17 protein-coding genes and 1 other RNA gene are annotated in these 19,045 nt (G+C 42.7%); 6 read left to right on the plus strand and 12 right to left on the minus strand.

Annotation, left to right across the window (positions count from 1 at the left end):
- Positions 1 to 6: 6 nt before the first annotated feature.
- The 8 genes from AAGA51_RS03445 to radC all read right to left on the minus strand — a co-directional run bounded on the left by AAGA51_RS03445 (position 7) and on the right by radC (position 5,523).
- Positions 7 to 1,668, minus strand: coding sequence for a methyl-accepting chemotaxis protein (locus tag AAGA51_RS03445; protein ID WP_042489109.1), 1,662 nt, complete (start codon positions 1,666 to 1,668; stop codon positions 7 to 9).
- A 726-nt stretch (positions 1,669 to 2,394) separates the two neighbouring features.
- Positions 2,395 to 2,622 (minus strand): hypothetical protein, encoded by a 228-nt coding sequence (locus AAGA51_RS03450; RefSeq protein WP_042489107.1) that lies wholly within the window; start codon positions 2,620 to 2,622, stop codon positions 2,395 to 2,397.
- Positions 2,623 to 2,669: 47 nt separating this feature from the next.
- A complete protein-coding gene (locus tag AAGA51_RS03455) occupies positions 2,670 to 3,038 on the minus strand; it encodes a hypothetical protein (protein WP_042489104.1) in 369 nt (122 codons plus the stop codon).
- 30 nt (positions 3,039 to 3,068) lie between these two features.
- Positions 3,069 to 3,803: a WYL domain-containing protein gene (locus AAGA51_RS03460; protein WP_042489101.1), complete on the minus strand. Its 735-nt coding sequence runs from the start codon at positions 3,801 to 3,803 to the stop codon at positions 3,069 to 3,071.
- A 138-nt stretch (positions 3,804 to 3,941) separates the two neighbouring features.
- Positions 3,942 to 4,118: a hypothetical protein gene (locus AAGA51_RS03465; RefSeq protein ID WP_140387862.1), complete on the minus strand. Its 177-nt coding sequence runs from the start codon at positions 4,116 to 4,118 to the stop codon at positions 3,942 to 3,944.
- A gap of 3 nt (positions 4,119 to 4,121) precedes the next feature.
- Complete coding sequence (locus AAGA51_RS03470) at positions 4,122 to 4,565, minus strand: DUF2787 domain-containing protein (RefSeq protein ID WP_042489099.1); 444 nt, start codon at positions 4,563 to 4,565, stop codon at positions 4,122 to 4,124.
- Positions 4,566 to 4,615: 50 nt separating this feature from the next.
- Positions 4,616 to 5,053, minus strand: a complete 438-nt coding sequence (locus tag AAGA51_RS03475; RefSeq protein WP_042489096.1) for a DUF2787 domain-containing protein — start codon at positions 5,051 to 5,053, stop codon at positions 4,616 to 4,618.
- The gene (gene radC / locus AAGA51_RS03480) at positions 5,050 to 5,523 is read right to left on the minus strand and encodes a RadC family protein (RefSeq protein ID WP_042489093.1); all 474 of its coding nucleotides are present in this window, start codon (positions 5,521 to 5,523) and stop codon (positions 5,050 to 5,052) included. The genes AAGA51_RS03475 and radC overlap by 4 nt, the downstream gene beginning before the upstream one ends.
- 277 nt (positions 5,524 to 5,800) lie before the next feature.
- Here radC and AAGA51_RS03485 point away from each other — a divergent pair, with 277 nt between their 5' ends.
- Entirely contained in the window at positions 5,801 to 6,295 is a 495-nt protein-coding gene (locus AAGA51_RS03485) for a hypothetical protein (RefSeq protein WP_042489090.1), read from the plus strand.
- A 150-nt stretch (positions 6,296 to 6,445) separates the two neighbouring features.
- Here the strand turns inward: AAGA51_RS03485 and AAGA51_RS03490 are convergent, their stop codons facing one another.
- Positions 6,446 to 7,387 (minus strand): LPD25 domain-containing protein, encoded by a 942-nt coding sequence (locus AAGA51_RS03490; RefSeq protein ID WP_042489087.1) that lies wholly within the window; start codon positions 7,385 to 7,387, stop codon positions 6,446 to 6,448.
- 617 nt (positions 7,388 to 8,004) lie between these two features.
- Here AAGA51_RS03490 and AAGA51_RS03495 point away from each other — a divergent pair.
- Genes AAGA51_RS03495 through AAGA51_RS03505 form a run of 3 tightly spaced genes read left to right on the plus strand, consistent with a single transcriptional unit; the run spans position 8,005 to position 15,673 of the window.
- Positions 8,005 to 10,614: a type I restriction-modification system subunit M gene (locus tag AAGA51_RS03495; protein WP_042489084.1), complete on the plus strand. Its 2,610-nt coding sequence runs from the start codon at positions 8,005 to 8,007 to the stop codon at positions 10,612 to 10,614.
- A 1-nt stretch (position 10,615) separates the two neighbouring features.
- Positions 10,616 to 11,824: a restriction endonuclease subunit S gene (locus AAGA51_RS03500; protein ID WP_042489082.1), complete on the plus strand. Its 1,209-nt coding sequence runs from the start codon at positions 10,616 to 10,618 to the stop codon at positions 11,822 to 11,824.
- A gap of 12 nt (positions 11,825 to 11,836) precedes the next feature.
- The gene (locus AAGA51_RS03505) at positions 11,837 to 15,673 is read left to right on the plus strand and encodes a type I restriction endonuclease subunit R, EcoR124 family (RefSeq protein ID WP_042489079.1); all 3,837 of its coding nucleotides are present in this window, start codon (positions 11,837 to 11,839) and stop codon (positions 15,671 to 15,673) included.
- Positions 15,674 to 15,732: 59 nt separating this feature from the next.
- Here AAGA51_RS03505 and AAGA51_RS03510 read toward each other — a convergent pair whose 3' ends face one another.
- From AAGA51_RS03510 to smpB, 3 genes are all read right to left on the minus strand, one after another.
- Positions 15,733 to 16,971 carry an integrase domain-containing protein gene (locus AAGA51_RS03510; protein WP_042489076.1) on the minus strand — a complete coding sequence of 413 codons (1,239 nt, stop codon included), beginning with the start codon at positions 16,969 to 16,971 and terminating at the stop codon, positions 15,733 to 15,735.
- 165 nt (positions 16,972 to 17,136) lie between these two features.
- Positions 17,137 to 17,504, minus strand: a transfer-messenger RNA (tmRNA) gene (gene ssrA / locus AAGA51_RS03515).
- A 67-nt stretch (positions 17,505 to 17,571) separates the two neighbouring features.
- Positions 17,572 to 18,057: an SsrA-binding protein SmpB gene (smpB, locus tag AAGA51_RS03520; protein WP_042489074.1), complete on the minus strand. Its 486-nt coding sequence runs from the start codon at positions 18,055 to 18,057 to the stop codon at positions 17,572 to 17,574.
- Between the two features lie 171 nt (positions 18,058 to 18,228).
- On the opposite strand from smpB, the gene AAGA51_RS03525 reads away from it, so the two are divergent.
- The gene (locus AAGA51_RS03525) at positions 18,229 to 18,660 is read left to right on the plus strand and encodes an SRPBCC family protein (protein ID WP_042489071.1); all 432 of its coding nucleotides are present in this window, start codon (positions 18,229 to 18,231) and stop codon (positions 18,658 to 18,660) included.
- Positions 18,660 to 18,974 (plus strand): RnfH family protein, encoded by a 315-nt coding sequence (locus tag AAGA51_RS03530; protein ID WP_042489069.1) that lies wholly within the window; start codon positions 18,660 to 18,662, stop codon positions 18,972 to 18,974. Before AAGA51_RS03525 ends, AAGA51_RS03530 begins: the two co-directional genes overlap by 1 nt.
- The last annotated feature ends 71 nt before the right edge of the window (positions 18,975 to 19,045 follow it).

Here is a 19,045-nt window from a genome sequence, read left to right on the forward strand (position 1 = left end):
AGGGAACTATACTTTGAAACGTTCAACCAAAGAGGATAACTCTTTAACCTTGATATTTAAGTCTTCGCTACCACGCTTACTGTCCTGAGCGAGCTTGGAAGCATCATCGCTTTGTTCTGATATAACCACGACCCTCTGAGATATTTCTTGTCCAACTACACTTTGTTGGCTGGTCGCAGTGGCAATTAGAGCGTTCATGTCTAAAATGTCTTGCACAGATTCTTGGATTTTACGAAGAGCGGAAGTCGCTGAGTTAGCTTGAGATACAGTATCGATACTGCGTTTATGACTCTTGTCCATTACGGTAACAGCATCATCTGAAGCAGCTTTCAGCCGCTGTATGATATCGTGAATGTCTCCAGTACTGTCCTGCGTACGACTTGCTAGTTTACGGACTTCATCTGCCACTACAGCAAAGCCACGACCTTGATCTCCAGCTCGCGCAGCTTCGATGGCTGCATTCAGTGCTAACAAGTTAGTTTGCTCAGCGATCTCCTGAATAATATCAAGTGATGATGAAATGTTCTTTACATCGCCCTCAAGCTTGGATATCACAATACTTGCTTGAGCTACCTCTTCTGATAAAGCTGATACAGAACTTGCTGTAGCCACAACGACTTGATGCGCAACACTAACATTATCTTCTGCTTCCCGTGCAGAATCAGCAGCTTGACCAGCATTATTCGATATCTCTGCCGCTGTCGCTGTCATTTCTGTCATCGCTGTCGCTACTTGTTCTGTCTCTTTTTGCTGACCAGCAGAAAGTTGAGCTGAATCCGAAGCTCTCTGATTCATCGCTTTGCTCTCTTGAACAACTTGCTGACTTACATTTCTAACTTGGTTGATAATCTCTTGAAGACTCGCTACAAATGTATTGAAATCTTCACTAAGAACATTAAATTCCCTTGCTTTAAAGCTTTCCATGCGAGCTGTCAAATCAGCATCACCACTAGCGAAAGAACGGATAGAGTTACTAAAGAGTTCAAGTGGTCTCATAACGCTTCTATTCACTAGATATGCCATGAAAGCAACGCTCAGCATAACGACGACGCTAATTAGAATCAGTGTCCAAAGACTTTGATCTAATCTATCTAAAGCACTTTTTTCCATATGCATCAGTTCTTGTTCTACATCGTCGGTGTAGATACCGGCACCTAAAGTCAGATCCCATTGTGGAATATAAATAGAGTAACTAAGCTTGGGCAGTGGTGATGAACTGCCAGGTTTAGGGAAGTAATACGTTGTGAATTTTTCAGCCTTTGCATTCTTAATTAATTCTTGAACAAAATAGCTGCCATTCGAGTCCTTGAGATTATAAAAGCTTTGACCAATACCTACGTTACTTTTTCCTAGAAGTAGTCTTATGCCTTTTGAGTCATACCCAAATAGATACCCTGAATCACCGAACTTAACATTTCTCAAAAGAGAAATGGCATCTTCACGAGACGCTTTTGTTTGTTTTAGTGGAGCTAAGGCACTATCTGCGATTTCTAGGTAGGTTCGTAGCTCAGCCTTCTTCATTTCTATCATCGCTTCGTGGGCGCTAGCAATTTGATCTGAGCTTAAACGTCTGGCTTCAATTGAGGCCTCTAACATCATTGCGATAGATACAATGATCACTGGTAAGAAAGACAAAACATAAAGTCGATGTCTAATGGTCAAATTCATGACGTATTCCTTTCATTATTTGTATTCGTGCATACTAGATGAAAAGCTAACGGACATTAAAGCACTACTTGTAATGGCCGCAGTATAAAACAATGTGGTTACATGATTGGAAGCTTACAATACATGAAATATTCCGTGCAATTTAAGCTACTGACAATCTATCGCGTTAAATAAAGATCAACTCATTTTTGCTATATCTTCTCAAACATAAATTTTAAATAAGTGACGGTTAATTGTTGGTAAGAGAGACCTATGCCTGAAATTGAGTTGCTCTAACGGTTGACTTCATATGGGGCATTATTAGGAAGAACTTGTTAAGGCTGGTTATCTTGTGGTGATTTGTGATGTGCCGTTTTAAACCTAGAACAAATAGATAGCTCGACTTACCTTGCTTATCATTAGGCCCGTTTGTTGCGATTGTAGTCCTTTAACTCAAAGGCTAAACAGAATGATTATGGCGCTAAGATTCAGCTTTCTAAGGTATTGTAAAAAATTGAGCACGTGAGGTCAGTGACGCAAAAGTGAGTGGTGAGCACTAGTCACATCACCTCCCTCACGGTATTAAGCATAACTCAATTTGTATAAATAACCTACTTCACTATATTTGATTATCCAGCATCTGAATTATCAACCCTTGTCCAGATAACACGTTGATGGACCGACAGAAGCAAAAAAATGGGGAGCGTAATTGCTCCCCATTGTCGTTTTTTATCGTTGTTGGTGGTATTACTTTTCTGTGATGGCTTCACAGCCTTCAGGAACGGTGATGCTCGCTACGTCCTTACCTTCCTGCTGCGCCGCTTTTACATCCATTTTGTATTGAGTGCATTTGCCTACACTGGTATTTACGGCTCCCGAATCTGCGGATGGGTTGCCGCCCAGTGTTCCACCAGCAAAGGCGGAAGAGGTAGAGAAAACTAACGCTGTAGTGATAAGTAGAGATGACTTTTTCATAGTTTATCCTTACGAGTTGGTTGAGTGTGTTATTGAGGAATTAGGAGTTAGAAGGTGTAGACAAAGGTGCCAGCGCTGGAGGTGACTTCGATTTCTTTCACGCTGTCTACGGTGCAGTTGTTGCTGTATCCGGTGTAGGTTTGGCCGAACTGCAATGAAACGTTTCTTGATAGCTCTGAGGTTGTGCCTGCGGGTAATCGGCAGTTGCCTCGGTTAATCACCACATCGCTTATTACGGTGTTGTCGGTGATGGCTTGCAGGTCAAAGACCAATGTTCCCCAGTGAGGATTAGTTGATATCGACACTTCGATATCTGCTGTTGCTGCTTGAGTCTCTTCTTGGTCGCCACAAGCGGTGAGCCCGATAAACAGGATGGTCATAGCGGCGTATCGGAGTAGGGTGTTGATTAATGTCATAACGGTGCTCTCCTTATCGGTGAGTGAAATTCAGGACGCACTGATTCCATCGTGTTCACGCATGAACCGTTCAAGGTTGAAATCAGTCGGATAGGTAAAAGAAAACGTCGATACACTGGCCTCATCAATCAAAGGCAAAGCTAGGGTGCGTATCGTGTGTTGACCGGATAATCGAAAGAGCAGCAAGAGCGCGTCACACTGAACCGAGAGTCCCAGTGGCTCAATGAGCGCCTTCTCTTGCTGCAATACTTGGCTAGATATCTTGAGCATACGGTTGTGCAGTAATGCCGTGTGTACCGCATTCAACACTTGCCGTTGTTCGTCACTCCACTCGCGAATAGTGGGCAATGCCACATGTACTTTGGCTAACCATTCTTGCTCTTTTGAATGTGCTGAACCCTTGTGGGACAAGGGTTTGTCTCTCTCCGAGGAGGACCCTTGCCCATAATTCAGTGCATCAGGAACTAGCGGTAGTAAGTACTTGTTGGTCAGTTGCCAATAGAGCATTTCCTGCTTGTTGAGCTTCAGTAATTGCTCTGAGGTTTTGCGATAAACATGGGGCATGCTCATCGAATCACACTCCACGTTAAACACCTCCACAATGACTTCATCGAGGTAGCGTTTAATGCTGCGAGTGGTGCGGTGGATATCGAGTAGGGCTAACTGCTGCTGCAACTCCCTAACGGTAATCCATCGGTGTTGAGGAATAAGCATCAGCGTGTGCAGCAAAGCGGATAGCCCTTCAATGCTGGTTTTATTGCTCATGACTACGCTCTCAATACATCAAAGCTCCACACCGGAGTCGGACATTTAATGTCGGGAGAATAGAGGCGGGTCAGACACATAATGTCCAACGGTTAAAATGCAATCAATTCGTTTCATAAAAGTGTGAATTAATTAACATTAACGAGGTTTGTGCTTGTCACTGAGCTCGGCAATGGCTGCCAATAATCCAATCAACAGCACCACTAGAAACCCTAAGCTGGATAGGGTTCCAATAGCGCCGAAGAACGGCGAAAGGGAGAGCAGCGTAATGAGGGCAGTAACAAGTTTGATGATTTGTAGAAGAAGGGAAGTCATGATCTATTGCGGGGTGACGGCTATCTCGTTGTAAGCGTCCATATCGACATAGGCAAGAAAGTTATTCTCCCATAGCCGATACAGCTCTTTGGCATCACGGCTACCTTGCATTGGTAGCCAGCCACGATAGGCGACAAAGAACTGCCCGGCCCGAAAATCAAAATCTAAGTTGCGCTCTAGCTCTGGATAGTAATTCCCCATATAAGCAAAGTCGGTGATGTACTCAATGCTCCACGCTCCTGTTGAGGTTTGGCAAATCGCAATCTCAACCGGATGGAAACCACCTTCTTCCGCACTGTAACTTTTATCACGAAAGTTAAACACCAGATAACGACTGGTGGTCAGTGCTTCATTACCCAGCAAATGAGCGGTGAGTTGCTCACTTAACAGCTTATGCAGTTTCTTTGAAACAGGTAGTGTGGATGCCGTAAAGATTAATTTGGACATAGTGAGTCCTCCTTGTTTCAGGATTCAAATAAGAAATGAAAGATTAGGATTTAGTTGAACGTGCCGACCATCGTCAGTTGCACGTCATCAAAGACGTTTCTAAAAAGGTGACGAGCAAAGGCTTTCATCCAGACTGAGAGCAGCTCTTGTACCTCTGGGTGGGATAAATCCGTGCTCCCCGCATCGGGTTGATAGCACCAGCGATTAGCCAGATGAAAGTACAACTCAGGCTCAACGGTTGTACTGGTGTCATCGGGATAAGAGAAGCTGGCAAAGAACACCACCAGCCAAGGGCTTGATACAGACTTTCGCTTTAGTTGCACCTCTACCGGATGTAAACCTTGTCGATGTCGGTAGTAACTCATTTGGCGGCAGTTCAGCACGAGTCTCTCGGCATTCTCTGGGAGAGTGTACCGATTCATGAGTGCTTCTAGTGACTTTTGTAATGCATCATCAATAGAAAGCTCACCATAATGTTGTTCAATCATAACCACCCCCTTTCAGCAAACGAGGTGCAGGTATCGCCTGTCACGATGTGGTCAAGAACGCGGACATCCACCAGCGCTAAAGCGTCTTTGAGTCTTTCGGTTATGCGTCTATCGGCTTGAGACGGTGTTGAGTCTCCAGATGGATGGTTGTGCGCAAATATCACCGCTGCCGCATTCACTTCTAATACCGCTTTCACCACTTCACGTGGATAGACACTGGCCGCATCCACAGTTCCTTGAAACAGCTCTTTAAATTCAATCAGACGGTTTTGGTTATCTAGTAGTAATAAGGCAAACACTTCACGCTCATAGCTGCCTAACTTGCAGCGCACATACTCTTTGGTTGCATCAGGGTTGATTAGAGCATCACCACGCACGTAGCGCGTAGCCAGTATCTCCGCCGCATGCTCAAGGATTTCATTTTCCTGATAGCGTTGCTGTTTTTGGTAATCGGAAGTTTTGGTATTCATTTCAGGCTCCTGTCGGAATCAATGATGGGGTTTCACATTGATGACATATGCCTGAATATTTTTGGATTTAGGGACTGACTAGACTGAGAATGGCGATGTGGTATGACAAGAATAAAATAGAGAAGTGGCCCCCAATTGTGGGCGAATAAGCACCCTTGTTTTTTTGTTAAGGTGTTGATTTTTAATTGAGTTGGTAATTGAAAAACAGCATTATGTGAGAGTCAAAGGTGGCTGTTCGCCATCTAATTAGCGTTATACGTTTTTGGAGGATTAGACATTGGAAAAACTAGTTCAGAAATTAGCTTCAATTGATGAATTGGAAACTTGGAAGCAACATTGCCAAGGTTATAGTTCCCAAGATAAGAAGGCTGCGTTCGAGCGCGCTCAATCGTTGTGGATTGCTAGAAAAGTATCCGAAAATACTCTCTATCTTCATCCCGAAGTTATCTCAGATCTTCAAAAGCAAAACTGGATTCCAAATGATCTTCAAAAGCGCATGATATGGGCAAGTGTGTTGGCTTCTGGTGAGGGAAGCGATAGTAGACAACGTTTCAAGTCAATCAAAGCAAGCTTACTTAAGAAGCATGGTAGAGATTGGTGGGAAGACGTCTTTCAACGTCAAAAGTCTGCGTTTGCAGCTAAAGAGCGTATTCGCAATCAAACTGCTTCAAATGGTGCTGCTGTTAATATGTTGATGGCAGAAACTCACTTATTCGGTGATATTGCCAGAGATCAAATACATAGTGCATTGAGTATGGTTCCTAAGTGGTAAAAACGAATTACACATTTAAATGTAAAGCTTCACATACTTGTTCATTCGTATTGAGCTAGGTTCTTACTCAGTGACTAGTAGATAACTCCGAACAAAAAAATTGCACCACATAGAGCTAAAGAGGGGCGATCAATTCGCCTCTCTTTTTTACTAGCGTATCGCGATCTCACCTAAGGGTACGTAACGTGCTTTATTATCCTCTCTGTAAAAGTTTCTCTTTTTGACTTGCCATCCGTAACGAATGTACTTGGTATCAGTAAGGTAATAACCTTCTCCCATGGCAAAGCGCTCACGGTGTTCCACGCTTTTTTCTGGATCGTTAAGAAAAGCCGTTTCAGAGTGATTAAGACATGCTTTGCGCAGTTCTGGGAATAGGTTTCGAGAGTGTTTCGACCAAGCAAGAATGATGGTCTTTAACGTTTTGGTGTGAAACTCCCCTGCATACGACTCACTGCTTTCAGCGTCATAGTCAGTCAATGTTGCAACGATCACTCCCTTTGCCCATTGTGGTACTACTAAGGTCTCTTGAAACGTCTCCTCCGCTTGTCGATGTTCACGCCATACTTGTTCTAGCGCTTGTTCTTTTGCCTTTTCTTTCGCGGCTTCCTCGGCTTTAGCTTGCTCCTCGACTTGTTTTACCTGTAAACGTCCTAGGTCGACAAATGAGAGATCTAATTCATAAGTGTGGATGAGTTCAATTAACAGCTGGTGGTGCTTATCGTAAAGCCAAGGTTTATCGACATCCCCTTTATGTTGGCGGTAATAACGAGCCATACTTAAGCAGTGCTCAGCAAAGCCGTGGTCATTACCATCACATCCTAAATCTAGGCGGCATTCATGCTGATGCTCATTATCAAAGGTCACGGTTACTTTTGTTTTATCGTATCCGCCTAATGGGTTGCTTTTAGCCACCGCCAGAGCTTTCTTTTCAAATTCACTAAAATCATAAAGTGTTTCTTCTGTGAACTCGCGGGATTCAGACCAGTGGACAAGAACCGTGAGTGGTTTGATTTTTTTTGTCTCTAGCGTAAGTAATGAATCTGACCGGTCTATAGATGAGCTGTTTGGGTTATCTTGATGTGTTGTTTGCATAGGTTGTTCCTTTTTACGAATGAAATAAAAAGACCACCTTGTTATCAAGGTGGCCTCTAGAGTGGTGGGTGAACGTGCTTCTTGGTCGTTAAGCTGGTGGAGTAGTCGTTCCTTTTTCGATTAATGGGGTAATGCATAGTGATGAAATATATTTGAAAAAATTTGGATTCGAATTGATGGTGGGGGCATAAGGGCGAGATGCTGAATGGTGAGTTTTTTGGCTAAAACAAAAAAATCACATATGAAACCGGAGCGCGGAAAGTTTGGTTTTGCGCATTGTTGATTCTTCAATTCTCCCGTATTCTCCGTGTTTCAGAATGGATAAAGAGTTCGCGAGAGCACAATTCGGTGGTTGCTCAAATAGTTGCGGTTAAAAAAGCAGCGACATAGTTAAAGCCAGCTTAGAAAAACACTTAGGGGTTTGCCTTTTAAAAATAGGTTCCCATCTGCTTTACCGTCGGTGGTTTTTGGCGTTTAGGCGTTTAATAGTGACGTTCTCCATGCGTGGGTACAAGAGCAAGAAACTCAGCTGAACTGAGTCCCTGAACACAATATTACGAACATGTGCCGACTGTTTTCACGATGTCGGTCAATAGTTGAAATGAATTGAGTGGAATATGAATAAGCAACAATTAGCGGCAAAAATCTGGGAATCAGCAAACCAGATGCGTTCAAAGATCGAAGCAAACGAATACAAAGACTACATCTTAGGTTTCATATTTTATAAGTATCTCAGCGATCAACAGGTGGAGTTCGTCACCAAAGAAGGGATGACGCCCGATGAAATCAGAGCGCTAACAGAAGAAGATGCTGACATAGTTAAATACATTCAAGACAATCTAGGTTATTTCATCGCTTACGATAATTTGTTTTCAACATGGGTTGATCCAAAGTCTGACTTTGACGAATCTAACGTACGTGATGCGCTTTCTGCTTTTAGCCGTTTGATTTCTCCTACTTACAAAAAGTTGTTTGAAGGCATCTTTACTACTCTCGAAACAGGGTTAAGCAAACTCGGAGAAAGTGCGGGTAAGCGAACTAAAGCTATCAGCGACTTGTTGCACTTAATCAAAAGTATCCCAATGAACTCTAAGCAAGGCTATGATGTTCTGGGTTATATTTACGAGTACCTGATTGAAAAGTTTGCGGCAAATGCGGGTAAAAAAGCTGGGGAGTTTTACACGCCTCATGAGGTCTCGGTTCTCATGTCGCACATCGTTGCTCATGAACTCAAAAATAAAGATACCATTGAGATTTACGATCCAACGTCCGGCTCTGGCTCACTCCTTATCAATATCGGTGAGGCTGTTGAAAAGTACGCTAAAAACAAAGACAGCATTACCTATTATGCCCAAGAGTTAAAAGCGAACACCTATAACCTAACCCGTATGAATTTGATCATGCGTGGTATTAAAGCCAGCAACATTAAAACTCGTAATGGCGATACTTTAGAAGACGATTGGCCGTACTTCGATGAGAACGATCCACAAGGCACTTACGATGCTCTATACGTGGACGCCGTTGTTTCTAACCCACCTTATTCACAACAATGGGACCCTAGCTATAAAGATAGCGATCCTCGTTATTCGCGTTTTGGTCTCGCCCCAAAAACCAAAGCTGATTTTGCCTTTTTATTACACGATCTCTATCACCTAAAACCTGATGGCATTATGACCATTGTTTTACCTCATGGTGTGTTGTTCCGTGGTGGTGAAGAGGGGGAGATCCGCAAGCAGCTTATTGAGCAGAACCACATTGATGCCATTATTGGTTTGCCGAGTAATATCTTTTTTGGTACGGGTATTCCAACTGTGATTTTAGTACTTAAGCAAAAGCGTCAGAATACCGATGTATTGGTTGTTGATGCGTCTAAGCACTTTATTAAAGAAGGTAAAAACAACAAGCTACAAGCGAGTGATATTAAGCGTATCGTTGATGTTGTTATCAATCGTGAAAGTATCGATAAATTCTCACAAGTCGTGAGTAAAGAAACTCTGCGCAGCAATGGCTACAACTTAAACATACCACGCTATGTAGATTCTTCAGCAGCGGCTGAAAGTTGGGACTTACACGCTACCATGTTAGGCGGTATTCCTAACCGTGAAATTGATGAACTCAATGCATACTGGATTGCCTTCCCACAGCTACGCAGCGTTTTGTTTGCGGCTAAATCTTCTGCGTACAGTGAGTTAGCTATTGCTAAAGACGCTGTCAATACAAGTATTAGCAGTCATCCACAAGTAGTTGAGTTTATCGCGACTTATAAACAGGCTTTTGCTGGGTTTGATGACGACTTAAACACCAAGCTTATTAAAGGTTGGCAAGGGGTTAACCGCAATCAACAAGAGGCTTCATTAAGTGCTGATCTCTTTAACCGATTAAGTCCCATTACTTTAATCGACAAATACCAAGCCTATCAGCTTCTAAATAACCAATGGCAAATCATTAGCGCTGATTTAGAAATGATGCAAACGGAAGGTTTTGACGCAACGAAGCAAGTTGATGCAAATATCGTTATCAAAAAGAAAAACGGTAAAGATACTGAAGTACAAGATGGCTGGAAAGGTCACATCTTACCTTTTGGTTTAGTACAAAAGACTCTCTTAAGCGATGACCTAGCAGCACTGGCTAAACAAGAGAATCGTTTGGCTGAAATTGCCAGCACTCTTGAAGAGATTTTGGAGTCCCTCAGCGAAGAAGAAAAAGAGCAAGATACGGTCAAAGAAAGCAAAGACGCCTTTGCCAATGCGGAAGTCGCAAAAGCAGCTAAGGTCTTCTTAAAAGAACAAAAAGACAGCAAGGTTAAATTTGCCGAAGACAGCTTGGAGCCAGACGTCAGTTATAAGGCCAAGATTATTCGTGCGAACAAACTGATTGATGAAGAAAAAGCCTTGAAAAAAGCAGTTAAAGAAGCGGCTACTCAACTACACCTAAAAACGAAGTCAACCATCGAGGGCTTGAGCGACGAGCAAGTGAATAACTTGCTGCACCTAAAATGGATTGCACCATTAAGCAGCGAGCTTGCTGCTATACCAAATAGTGTGATTATCGAGCTCACCAGCAAGGTGCAAGCCCTTGCCGATAAATACACTGTGACTTATTCGCAAGTATCGAATGAGATTAAAACTACCGAGCAAGAACTGGCAGAAATGATGGGTGAACTCACCGGCAATGAGTTTGACCTACAAGGTTTGAGTGAGCTCACTAGATTATTGAAGGGCGCATGATATGAGTATTGAAAAGAATGTGCCTGAGATTCGGTTTGAAGGTTTCAAAGGACAATGGAGCGAGTTTTCATTAGGTGAGCTTGGTTCAGTAGCAACCAATAAGCGCATTTTTATGCACCAAACCTCATCAATCGGTGAAGTACCTTTCTTTAAGATTGGTACATTCGGCAAAGAACCACAGTTATTTATTTCTCTGGATTTGTTTGAAGATTACAAGAAGCGATTTCCTTTTCCTAATAAAGGGGATCTATTGTTTTCCGTTATAGGTAGTATCGGTAGAGTTGTCGAATACACTGGCGAAAACCAATATTTTCAAGATTCAAACATAGTGTGGCTTAAGCATGATGGAACAATTGTTAATAGCTTTCTCAAACAATTTTACTCAATTGTGGAGTGGTCTGGGCTAGAAGGAAGCACAATTAAGCATTTGTATAATAGAAATATTCTTGAAACCAAGATCAAAATGCCTTCACCGAAAGAACAGACCCAAATCGGGAACTACTTCCAAAAGCTCGACAGCCTAATCAACCAACACCAACAAAAGCATGACAAGCTCAGTAACATCAAAAAAGCCATGTTGGAAAAGATGTTCCCCAAACAAGGCGAAACCATCCCAGAAATTCGCTTTAAAGGGTTTAGTGGGGACTGGGAGGAGAAAGAACTGGGTACTGATGTTGCTGATATCATTGGTGGAGGCACTCCTAGTACCTCTATATCTGAATTTTGGAACGGTGATATCGATTGGTACTCGCCTACTGAAATTGGTGACAATGTGTATGCTGAAGGTAGCCAGAAAAAAATTACGGCTCTAGGCCTTAAAAGTTCGTCTGCAAAGATACTTCCGGCTGGTAGGACGGTTCTTTTTACTAGTAGAGCTGGTATTGGGGATATGGCTATTCTTGCTAGGTCAGGAGCCACTAATCAGGGCTTTCAATCTTTTGTTGTGAAAGACGGTTTTTCACCGTATTTCATTTATTCTATCGGTAAACAGATTAAAGAGTTTGCACTCAAACATGCATCAGGTTCGACGTTTTTAGAGATTTCGGGTAAGCAACTTGGACGTATGACGATTCTGATACCTTGTGAAAAAGAGCAAGCGGCTATTGGCAACTACTTCCAAAAGCTCGATACATTGATCGATCAATACCAACAACAGATCACTAAACTCAATAACATCAAGCAGGCCTGCTTGAGCAAAATGTTTGTCTAGCAGGGAGCGTGTATGACTATCTTTAAAACCGAAGCACAATTTGAGCAGGCTTTTATTGAAGTTCTCACCCAAAAAGGGTGGGAACCAGAAGTGCTCAAAAACAAAACGGAAGCGGAGTTGCTGCAAAACTGGGCAAACATTTTGTTTGAAAACAATCGCCAGCAAGATCGCTTAAACGATGTGCCACTGACTGCAACGGAAATGCAGCAGATTATTGAGCAGATCAAAGAGCTGAAAACACCGCTTAAACTTAATGGTTTAATCAACGGCAAAACCGTGGCCATTAAGCGAGATAACCCCGCTGATAGCTTACATCTTGGCAAAGAAGTCAGTCTAAAAATCTATGACCGCCAAGAAATCGCCGCTGGCCAAAGCCGTTACCAAATTGTGCAACAGCCTAAATTTGAACGTGGTAGCCCGTTGCGTAATGACAGACGTGGTGATGTGTTGTTACTGATTAACGGGATGCCCGTTATTCATATTGAACTAAAACGTAGTGGCGTTCCGGTAAGTCAAGCTGTCAATCAAATTGAAAAGTACTCAAAAGAAGGTATTTTTAACGGTCTGTTTTCGCTCATCCAAGTCTTTGTTGCTATGGAACCAAATGAGGCTAAATACTTTGCTAACCCCGGACTAGATGGCAAGTTTAACCCTGACTACCAATTCAATTGGGCCGATTTTAATAACGAGCCTGTGAACCATTGGAAAGATATTGCCTCGACGTTGTTATCCATCCCAATGGCGCACCAGTTGATTGGTTTTTACACCGTTGCCGATGATACTGATGGCGTGCTGAAGGTAATGCGCAGTTATCAGTACTACGCTGCGAATGCAATATCGGACCGAGTGGCAAAAACTAGCTGGAAGCAGTTAGGGGGCGTAAACAATAAAGACAGGCTTGGTGGTTATGTATGGCATACCACTGGATCTGGTAAAACTATGACCAGCTTTAAGTCAGCGCAGTTGATTGCTCAATCAAAAGACGCCGATAAAGTGATTTTCTTAATGGATCGCATAGAGCTTGGTACTCAGTCTCTAATTGAATATCAAGGGTTTGCCAGTGATGGCGAAGTGGTACAAGCCACCGAAAATACACATGTACTGGTGACCAAGCTAAAGAGCACTGCGCCAGCTGATACCTTAATTGTTAGTTCTATTCAAAAAATGAGCAATATTTTTGAAGAAACGGATAATGAGGGAGTTGCAACAAACTCGGCTGATATTGAAAAGATTCGCGCTAAGCGCTTGGTATTTATTATTGATGAGGCACACCGCTCAACGATGAGTGGAGGCAAAGAAGATAAAGAAGGCATGCTGGTAAGGGTAAAAAAAACCTTCCCTAAAGCACTTTTCTTTGGTTTTACTGGTACGCCCATTCATGAAGAAAACCAAGTCAACAGTAATACGACTACTGATGTGTTTGGGAACGAGTTGCATCGCTACAGTATTGCTGATGGTATCCGTGATGGAAACGTGTTGGGTTTTGATCCTTACAAAGTTTCCACCTTTAAGGATGGTGAACTAAGAGAAAAGATCGCCTTACAGCAAGCTAAGGCTAGCTCAGTTATTGATGCGATGGCGGAACCAGCCAAAAAGAAAAAGTTTAATCACTTTATGAATGATGTGCCGATGGCAGGTTATAAAGATGCCACAGGCAAATATCATAAAGGCATTGAAGACTATGTTCCTAAAAGCCAGTATTTGACGGATGCTCACCAAGAAAAAGTCGTCGCTGACATCTTGGATAAATGGGATGTGCTTAGCCAAGGCAGTAAATTCCACGCCATTTTTGCCACGAATAGTATCGCTGAAGCGATTGATTATTATCACCGTTTAAAAGCAGAAAAACCTGAGCTAAAAATATCAGCCCTATTTGACCCTAACATTGATAACGATGGTAGTGGCGAACGAGGCCCAACATTTAAAGGTGATGGGCTAGAAGAGATTATGGCCGATTATAACGCCCGCTATGGCCTAGAGTTTGATTTTGCCCGTCATTCGGCCTTTAAAAAAGATATCGCAGCGCGGCTTGCTCATAAAGAGCAATACAAGAATATTCACAAAGAACCTTCAAAGCAGCTGGACTTACTGATCGTGGTCGATCAAATGCTGACTGGATTTGATTCCAAGTGGGTGAATACTTTGTATTTAGATAAGGTGATCAAGTACCAGAATATCATTCAGGCTTTCTCGCGCACCAATCGTTTGTTTGGTCCCGATAAACCTCACGGTATTATTCGTTATTATCGCTATCCACATACCATGGAGCAGCACATTAACGATGCAGTCAAACTTTACTCCGGCGATAAACCTATTGGACTGTTTGTTGATAGGCTGGTAAGTAACATTGAACTTATGAATCGGTTGTCAGCGGATATCTCTGAACTGTTTGCTAGTGCGGGTATTGAAAATTTTGAAACACTGCCAGACGATGTAGAACTCTGTGCTAAGTTTACCGAATTATTTAATACCTTTAACAAGCACCTAGAAGCAGCCAAAGTACAAGGTCTGAATTGGGAGCAGCCTACCTATACTGACTCATTAGAAGGCGAGAGCGGTGTTGAGCGTGAGGTCACTCTGGCTATAGATGAACTCACTTACATGAGCTTAGTTCAGCGTTATAAAGAGCTTGCTGGTAAAAGGGACGGCAATGGTGACGGTTCAGGTAGTGATGTTCCTTTTGATATCAGTGGTTATTTAACTGAAATAGACACCGGTAAAATCGACGCCGATTACATGAATAGCCGCTTTGATAAATATCTAAAAGAGCTTAATCAACACCAAGACTCTACTAGCGTTGAAGTCACACTCAATGAGTTACATAAGACATTTGCGTCATTGAGCCAAAGCGAACAAAAGTATGCCAAGCTCTTTTTACACGATTTACAACGTGGAGATGCAAAGTTAATTGAAGGACATACTTTTAGAGACTACATCAATGACTATCAAAATCAGAAAGAACAGTTACGAATAGCCGCTATTGTTGAGGCTCTTGGTTTAGATAAGGATTTACTTCTTCAGTTGATGACTGGTGATGTGAATGAGCAGAACATTAACCGCTTTGGTCGCTTTGATACACTTAAATCAACGGTCGATAGAAGTAAGGCAAAAGTCTACTTTGAGCGTATTGAAGGCGCGACGATCCCCCCGTTCAAACTGAACATGCGCATTGATAAATACCTTCAAGAGTTTATCTTTGGGCAAGTGGAGGAATTTCTGGGAGATAGTCAAATAGACACTCATGAAGAGAGTCAAAACGTTTCCCCTAAGCCGCTTGTTTTTGGTGATATTAAGCTCTATCAAGCAAACCAAGTTCTAGAGCTTGAAAACGCTGTTGAGTTGGGTTCAGTTACCTTTAAAACAGATACCTTGTATGAAGACAATCCCGCTTCGTTATTATCCACAGGCTGCTACAGTGAGCTAAAGCAACTTGGGGTGGTGTCTTCTCATGTTTTAGATACGACTCTTACCGCACTTCTCGAACTCGAACAGGTGACAAAAGATCTTGATCTTCCCCTTTATCAAGAAGGTCAGAGTGGCATTGTTTGGGCTCTCAAAGAGGCGCGAGAAGGAAGTGTCGTTGATGAGTTCATTGCGGTTGCCATTCAATATGCAGGTGATGAAAGTTATAAACCATTTATTGATAACATAATTTACGATGGTGCCAAAAGTGCTCTGTTTGCCAGCTTTGTTGTATTGCCCAAAATGGCATACAGCAAACTAAAAGCTAAGCATGAACAACAAAAAGAGCGTAATGCTGAAAAGGCTGCAATTGAAAGTTCGCCAAACGTAATTGATTTCAAAATGAATAAGAAACTAGCTGAAAAATGGAAAGGCACTCAGCACTAGAATTGAAAATAATCGAGCACGTGCTGAATGCGTAAACCTAGGATGTTTTATTGATTGAATTAAATGACTTTCAGTTGTTTGGTACCAGTAACAGAAAGGCTGCCTTTGGCGGCCTCTTCTATATGCCCGCTCCACCAGCTCATCATAGGGCGGCGGCGTTCAAGGTAGTCTGTCCGGTTATAGGCGCTACGCACTTGGTTATCATCAACGTGTGCCAGTGACGCTTCGATCAAGTCACGGTCAAAACCTTGTTCATTGAGTGTAGTACTTGCGAGAGACCGCAGGCCGTGGCTAACCAATCTTCCTGCAAAACCCATACGTTTTAGAGCCATATTTGCCGTTTGGCTGTTACATGGTTTCTTCGGATCGCGATCTGAAGGAAATATGTATTCACGGTGGCCGCTTATCGGCTTAATTACTTCTAATAGCGCCAGCATCTGCTCTGTGAGCGGGATGCGGTGCTCTCTTCTTTTTTTCATTCTTTCGGCTGGAATGGTCCATATCTTTTCTTCCCACTCAATCTCATCCCATCTAGTGCCTGCGGCTTCAGAAGGACGAGTCATAGTGTGTAGTTGCCACTCGATTAAACAACGAGTAGTACGCTTTATACTGGCATTGGCGATAGCTCCCATGAGCTCTGGTAACTCATTTGGTGCTAGTGCAGCCATGTTTTCTTTTTTGGGCTTTTTGAAAGCGGCTCGAATACCTGTTAATGGATTAGCTTTTACAAGACCACAGTTTGCCGCGTAGTTCATTATTTCGTTTAAGCGTTGAGATAAGCGTTTAACCGTCTCTAGGCTGCCTTTTGCTTCGATAGGTCTAAGTAGATCAATAACGAGTGGGGCATCGATATCTTTTACTGGCGTATTCGCTATTTGCGGAAATACATGAAGTTCTAGTGAGCGCCAGATATCGACAGCATAGTCTGGAGTGACTTCGTGCTTTTTGAGGTTGAACCAATCTTCAGAGACTTTAGCAAAGGTATGTTCGTAGATTTCTTTGTGAACGAGTTCTTGGCGTTTTCGTTCTTCTTGAGGATCAATCCCCTGAGCTAGTAGCTCTCTGGCTGCCATTGCATTTTTACGAGCATTGGCAAGAGATAAGTCTGGGTATTTACCTAGGCTAAGGTTTGCTCGTTTTCCTGTAATCGGTTTGTAGTAGTTAAAGATCCACTGTTTTGAACCGTTAGGCTTGATACGTAATCGAAGGCCATCACCATCAAACAAGTTGTATTCTTTATCCTTGGGCTTCGCTGATTTGATATCTTTGTCTGTTAGTCGAGTAGTTATTTTTGCCATGTTGGGTACACCAGATTAACTCATTAAAACCAGTGTACCCTGTTGTGTACCCAAAGATCAAAGAAGTAGTGAGACGTCCTTGGATGCTAATGGATGCTAAGTTATTGATTTTTGGTTATTGTAAGCAAGAAAAAAGACGCCCTAGGACGTCTTTAAACTATGAATTGGTGGAGCTGGCGGGATTTGAACCCGCGTCCGAAAATCATTCACCATTGGTACTACATGCTTAGTCGATCTTTAATTTCACCACCCACCTGCGAACCGACACGCTAATGAATGACTATCCTGAATTATAATTCGCTGTTCATCTCTCAGGCGGGAGAATCCGAGCTAGCTTGTTTGGGTTTGACTCTTTGTTATTCCCCGTCTTACGAGCGGAAGCTAGGGCAAAGAGGCTCTTAGCAGGGTATTAAGCTGCTAGTGCGTAGTTTTCGTCGTTTGCGACTATTTTTTTGCGGTTTGTTAACGAGGCCTACCGCACCTCGGCATGCACCTCAGACTTCAAAATTCCCGTCGAATCCAGAATCAGCCCCAAGGTTGTTGATGCATAGTACCAGAAAAGCATTGCCTGTCTAGCGCTGTGCGTCTGTTTGGTCAAGATTAACGCAATGAGCTCTTCATTACGCGTGCTTTCTCTCTCGCCCAATCTTTTTCTTTTAAATCATCACGTTTATCGTGAAGTTTTTTACCTTTCGAAACGCCAACTTTGAGTTTTACCCAAGAGCGAGACCAGTAAAGAGACAATGCTGTTAAAGTCATACCTTCACGGTTAATTCGACCGAATAGGTTGTCGAGTTCACGACGACTTAATAGCAGTTTACGAACGCGAGTAGGGTTAGCAACAACATGCGTTGAGGCTTGTTGTAGCGGAGTAATAGTCATACCAGAAACAAAAGCTTCTCCGTCTCGCATGAAAACGTAGCTTTCAGCGATATTTGCTTTGCCTTGACGAAGAGATTTTACTTCCCAGCCTTGTAGCTCCAGCCCTGCTTCTACTTCATCTTCAATAAAGTATTCATGGCGAGCTTTTTTGTTAAGCGCGATAGTGTTGCTACCCGCTTTTGTCTTTGAATTTTTCTTTACCATAGTGGGCGCATTATACGGATTTGGTGAATAGATAGGAAATGCTTTTCTTTGCGTAGCATAAGGTTAACTGCGTTGCCTAACAAGTAGCAATGTGCGTTTACTTGAGGTGACATAAGTATGACAGTACAATCAGCGCTAACCGATATGTCCGGGCAATGATGAGGAGTAAAGATGAAACAAATTAGTCGTTCTGCGTTGGTATCGTTTAGTGCAGAGCAGATGTTTCATTTAGTTAATGATGTCGCTCGCTACCCTGAATTCTTGCCGGGTTGCTCAGGTACTCGTGTATTGGAATCATCGCCGGAGGCAATGATAGCATCTGTTGATGTGTCTAAAGCCGGTATAAGCAAAACATTTACTACATCAAACGAGTTGCGTCATGCTGAATCTATCATGATGAATTTGGTTGATGGTCCGTTTAAAACCTTACGTGGTGGCTGGCATTTTACGCCACTAGACGATCAGGCTTGTAAGGTCGAACTGAAGTTGGAGTTCGAGTTTTCGAGCAAAATGATTGAATTGGCGTTTGGTAAAATTTTTAATGAGCTGACCAGCAACATGGTTAATGCTTTCACGAAACGCGCAAAGCAGGTGTACGCATAATGAGTATTGAATCGGATATTATTCATGTTGATGTTGTTTATGCTTTGCCACATGAACAACGAGTGCTGAATCTTGTGGTAAACAAAGACATGACGGTAGAAGAGATCATTCAGACGTCTGGTATTTTGTCCATGTATCCAGAGATTGACTTGAAAGTAAACAAAGTGGGTGTGTTTAGCCGCAACGTGAAGCTTGACTCAACAGTGCGTGACAGAGACAGAATTGAAATTTACCGCCCGTTGTTGGCTGACCCGAAAGAAATTCGCCGTAAGCGAGTAGAGCAGCAAAGAGCTCAAGCAGCCAGTTCGAAATAATGTATGTGAATAAAAAAGAGCTTGTATGAAACAAGCTCTTTTTTTGCATTTAAGGTCTGAAATTCTGTAGA

Source organism: Vibrio diazotrophicus (genome assembly GCF_038452265.1).
Lineage (GTDB): Bacteria > Pseudomonadota > Gammaproteobacteria > Enterobacterales > Vibrionaceae > Vibrio > Vibrio diazotrophicus.